Here is a 5,112-nt window from a genome sequence, read left to right as displayed (position 1 = left end):
CAGCGCCTGCTCTTTGACAGACTGGACAGGTCATGGATCACGCCACCGCCACTCCTCTGTCGACGTGGCGCTTCCGCGGCACACTCCGCACGTATCAGGCGGAGGTCCTCGATCGCCTCCCACCCGGTGACTCCGATCCGCTGCACATCGTCGCCCCGCCGGGCGCCGGCAAGACGCTGCTCGGTCTGCTCCTGGCCGCACGAGAGGGGCATCGCGCACTCGTGCTCTCGCCCACGGTGACGATCCGGCAGCAGTGGCTGCGCACCGCCGCCGACCTCGCTCCCCTGCCCTCGGCGGTCTCGGACGATCCCGAGCATCTCGCCGACCTCACCGTGCTGACCTATCAGCTGCTCAGTGTGACCGGCGACGGCTCGCCCTTCGACGACCTCGCCCGCGCCGTGTGGACCGACGAGCTCGCCGCCACAGGGCGGACGGAGGCGGATGCCGCGACCTGGCTCGCCGAGCTGGCCGTCGACAACCCCGGCCGCTACCGTTCCGGCCTCCGCAGCCGCGCGCGGCGGCTGCGATCGCAGTTCACCCGGCAGCGGCCCGACGAACTGGCGCGCGTGCTGCATCCGAACGCCGTCGCCCTCATCGAGCGGATCGTCGCGTCGGGGGTGCGCACGATCGTCCTCGACGAATGCCACCACCTGCTCGATCACTGGGCGATCGTCGTGGCGTACCTGGCCGCCCGCATCCGCGAGACCGGCGTCGAGCCCCGGCTGATCGGCGTGACCGCCACACTGCCGTCGCCCGACGACGAGACCGAGTTCGAGAACTACAGCAATCTGCTCGGCGACGTCGACTACGAGGTGCCGACCCCCGCGGTGGTGAAAGAAGGGCATCTCGCTCCCTATCGCGATCACGTGCTGTTCACCGAGCCCACCACTGCCGAGGCGGTGTTCATCCGGCGACACGAGAGCCTGCTGCACGACCTGATCAGACAGGTGCTGTCGACCCCGGACGCCGTGTCGTACCTCGAGGAGCAGCTGCAGCCCGACGAACCCGGCGACGACGCGGCCGCCGCAGCGCATGAGACTCCCCTCGCCCGACTGGACCGGGCGTTCTCACGCGATTTCACCCTGACCCGCTCGTGCGCCCTCGTGCTGCGCGAGGTGGCGCCGCAGCATCCGCTCGTCGCGGCGATCCCTGCGGTGCTGCTCGACCGCTGCACCACGGACGACCTGCTCACGGTGCTGTCGCGCTTCGCGCAGGTGCGCCTGCTCGCCGATCCCGGCGCCTCGCGACAGTGGGAGTACGTGCGCCGTTCCCTCGCCGATTTCGGCTACGCGCTGACCGACCGCGGCATCCGTCGCGGCCGCAATCCGGTCGAGACCACCCTGGCGTTCTCAGCGGCCAAGGACCACGCCGCCGTCGAGATCCTGCACCGTGAGATCGGCGGGCCGGACGGCGACCGGATCCGGGCCGTCGTGGTGACGGACTTCGTCGAGCACGGAAATCGTCGCGGCCTGGCGGGCGACGCCCCGGCGGGAGCACTGCGCACCTTCGATCTGCTCGCCACCGACCCCGTCACGGCCTCGCTGCACCCCGTGCTGCTGACGTCGCAGCGGCTGCGTGTGGGCACCGCGGACGCACCTCGCATCGCAACCGCGCTCTCGGAGCTGCTCGACGAGCAGGTCTCGGTCGTCGACGGCGTGGGCGCGGTCCGCGATCTGCAGGTGCCGGGCGCCGGGAGCGGACGGGTCGTCGGAGCCGTGTCCGAGCTGATCCGGCGCGGCGAGGTGCGCCTGCTCGTCGGCACCCGGGGGCTTCTCGGCGAGGGCTGGGACTGCCCGGCCGTCAACACCCTCATCGACCTCACGACGGTGGCCAACTCATCGGGAACCCAGCAGCTGCGAGGACGCACCCTGCGGCTCGACCCGGCCTGGCCCGAGAAGGTCGCGCACAACTGGTCGGTCGTCTGTCTGATCCCCTCCGATGTCGACCTCGACGACCGCTCGGAGTCGGATCGTCTGCGGCGTCGCCACTCGCACCTGTGGGGCCTCGGTGCGGATCGCACCGGCAGGATCGTCAGCGGCATCGGGCACGCACTCCCCTCTCTCGTCGCCGATGCCTGGGAGCGTGTGCTCGACAAGGATCCGTCGTCGTCGATCGCCGAGGTCGACAGGATGCTCCGCGAGGGGTGGCCGACCAGGAGCGCGACCAGGGAGGAGTGGCGGATCGGCGAGAGCTACACGCCGAGAGAGCGGGAAGTCGTCTCGGTGCGCGGCACCGCAGGCGCCCCGCTGCTGCGCACCGGCCAGACCGCGACCGCGAGCGCGCTCGGAGCGTTCGCGATCGGCGCCGCAGGCGCAGGCGCGATCCTCGTCGCGCTCACCGCACTCGGCGGCACCCTCCCGGCTCTGGTGGGCGTCGCCCTCGCGATGGCGGCCGGGGCGGTCGGTGCGGCGGCATCCGCTCTGCGGCTGTTCGTCCGCGCGCTCGGCGAGAGGTCGCGGCCCACTGCGATCTACCGGTCTGCGGCGATCGCCGTCGCCCGCACGCTGCGCGACGCCGGCCGTATCGCCGCGTTCGACGAGTCGGCGATCATCGCGTCGACCGACCACGGCGATCCCTCGCACATCCGCATCGAGCTGGGCGGTTCCGCATCCGATGCCCGGGCTGTCGCGGATGCCGTCGAGGAGCTCTTCTCGCCCGTGCGCACCCCGAGATTCCTGCTGCGTATCGACGCCGCAGGCCTGCCACGACTGAGACTGTTCGTGCGGCTGGCCGACCGACTCTCCCCCGGGCGCACGCTGCTCGCCGTGCCGCGGTCGATCGCCCGCCGGCGCAGCGACGCCGAGGGATTCCGCACACACTGGCAGTCGCTGATCGGCACCTGCACGCTGCACGAGCTGAGTGGCGTGCAGGGGCTCGCTCTGCTGCGCGTCGCCCGCAGCGCCGACGGCAGACTCGACCCGACAGAGCCGCGCGCTCGGGTGTGGGGTTGAGCATCAGACGGTTGTCACCCCATCCGAAGGCAGCCGGGTTACGATCGGTTCACGCGCACCGCAGCGCCCACGCGAGAGGGAACGCATGCCAGAGAATTCGACCCTGATCCCGACCGTCGTCGACGCCGAGCAGTTCGCCGCGCAGACGTCGGCCATCGTCGAGTCCGTCAGCCGGGTGATCGATGGCAAGCCGGATGCCGTGCGGAGCGCGCTGGTGTGTCTGCTCGCCGAGGGCCACCTGCTGATCGAAGACGTGCCGGGTGTCGGCAAGACGATGCTCGCCCGAGCGCTGGCGGCGAGCGTGGATGCGACGGTTCGCCGCATCCAGTTCACCCCCGACCTGCTGCCGGGCGACGTGACGGGTGTGAGCGTCTACAACCCGGTCGATCGTGAGTTCGAGTTCAAGCGCGGCGCCGTCTTCGCGCACATCGTGATCGCCGACGAGATCAACCGCTCCTCTCCGAAGACGCAGTCGGCCCTGCTCGAGGCGATGGAGGAGGGCCAGGTGACCGTCGACGGCTCGACGCACATGCTGCCCGACCCCTTTCTCGTCGTGGCGACCCAGAACCCGCTCGAGATGGAGGGCACCTACGCCCTTCCCGAGGCGCAGCGCGACCGTTTCATGATGCGCATCTCGATGGGGTATCCGGATGCCGCGGCCGAGGCCCTCATGCTCCGCCAGCGCGACACGGTGAACCCGTTGGCCTCCGTCACGGCCGTCGCCGACGCCGCGTCGATCTCGGGACTCATCGCGTGGGCCCGCTCGGTGCATGTGGCGCCCGCCCTCGAGGAGTACACGGTGGCTCTGGCCCAGGCGACGCGCGCGGATCCGAACCTGCACCTCGGGGCGAGCCCGCGGGCGACGCTGCAGCTGATCAGGGCCGCGAAGGTGTGGGCGGCGCTCGACGGTCGCGACTTCGTGATCCCCGACGACGTCACCGCCCTGCTCGTGCCGGTGTTCGCGCACCGACTCCTTCCCGCCCGCGGCGCCCACCGCGCCGGTGCGCAGCCGGTCGAGGCCGCCCTGCGACAGATCGTCGAGCGGGTGCGCGTGCCCGTGACCGTGACCGCGCGCTCCTGACCGCCGCCGCAGCCATGCCACGTCGTCGAATCCTCACGCTCCGGGGCACGGGTGCGCTCATCTCGGGCATCGGCTGCCTGATCGCGGCCAACATGGTGGGCACCCCCATCCTGATCTACGTCGGCGTCCTGCTTCTCGTGGTGACGGCGTTCTCGGTGCTGGCGGTCGCGGCGCCGCGGCGCTCGGGCACGGTCGCTCGGCAAATCTCGACCGATCTGCTGACGGTCTCCGAGACCTCCCGCGTGACGCTGCGGTTCACACTGCGTGCGCTGCGGGTGCCTCGCGGCCTGTGGCGCGATGTGCTGCCAGCCGCCGTCACGGGCGACTCGGCGGGTGAGTACCCCTCTGAGACCGGTCAGCTGAGCTACCTGATCACGGGCGTGCGCCGAGGCGTCTGGCCCATCGGCCCTCTGGTGGTGCGCACGGTCGACCCTTTCGGACTCGCGCAGCGCGAGCAGGCCTTCGGCGAGGCCCGCACGGTGACAGTGGTGCCCGAGGTCTTCACCCTCGCGCCCCTCTCGGTCAAAGTGGGGGCAGCCGGCGGCACCGCTCAGACCTCGTCGAGTCGGCTCGGCCAGGGCAGCGACAACCTCTCGCCGCGCCGATACATCCCGGGCGACTCGATGCGCCGCATCCACTGGCGCGCCACCGCCCACCGCGGCGATCTGATGGTGCGCCAGGAAGAGGAGGAGTCGAGCCCCGATGCCCTCGTCGTCTTCGACCGCAGCGCCGCGCGCTGGGCGCGCCCCGGAGACGAGGCCGATCCGGCGTTCGAGAACGCGGTCTCGATGTGCGCCTCGGTGGCCGTGCACCTCGTGCAGGAGGGATACGGGGTCGATGTCATCGACAGCGCCGGCACGCTGCTCGGCACCCTTCGTGGCCACGAAGACGACCGTGACGGCCTGCTCGTCGCCCTCGCGCTGGTGACCCCGCGAGGCGACGCGCGCGACATCGTGACGCTCGTCGGCGGCACTCCTCCCGGACCCCTCGTGTACATCACCGGGGAACTCGACGACGCAGATGCCGCGCTCCTGCGGCCCGCCGGCGCCGCGGCGCCGCTGCTGCTCGCCACCGACCCCC

Annotated in this window: 3 protein-coding genes; all 3 read left to right on the top strand. The window is 71.5% G+C overall.

The features are described from left to right. Window positions 1–32: 32 nt before the first annotated feature. The gene (locus tag J7E68_RS15940; RefSeq protein WP_215174221.1) at window positions 33–2,951 is read left to right on the top strand and encodes a DEAD/DEAH box helicase family protein; all 2,919 of its coding nucleotides are present in this window, start codon (window positions 33–35) and stop codon (window positions 2,949–2,951) included. A gap of 85 nt (window positions 2,952–3,036) precedes the next feature. Then, entirely contained in the window at window positions 3,037–4,032 is a 996-nt protein-coding gene (locus J7E68_RS15935) for a MoxR family ATPase (protein WP_215174219.1), read from the top strand. Window positions 4,033–4,046: 14 nt separating this feature from the next. Next, the coding region (locus J7E68_RS15930) for a DUF58 domain-containing protein (RefSeq protein ID WP_215174217.1) at window positions 4,047–5,112 on the top strand (1,066 nt) is incomplete at its 3' end.

Origin of the sequence: Microbacterium sp. ISL-103 (genome assembly GCF_018613995.1) — a bacterium.
In the GTDB taxonomy this organism is placed as follows: Bacteria; Actinomycetota; Actinomycetes; order Actinomycetales; family Microbacteriaceae; genus Microbacterium.
This window is presented reverse-complemented; position numbering and strand designations above follow the sequence as displayed.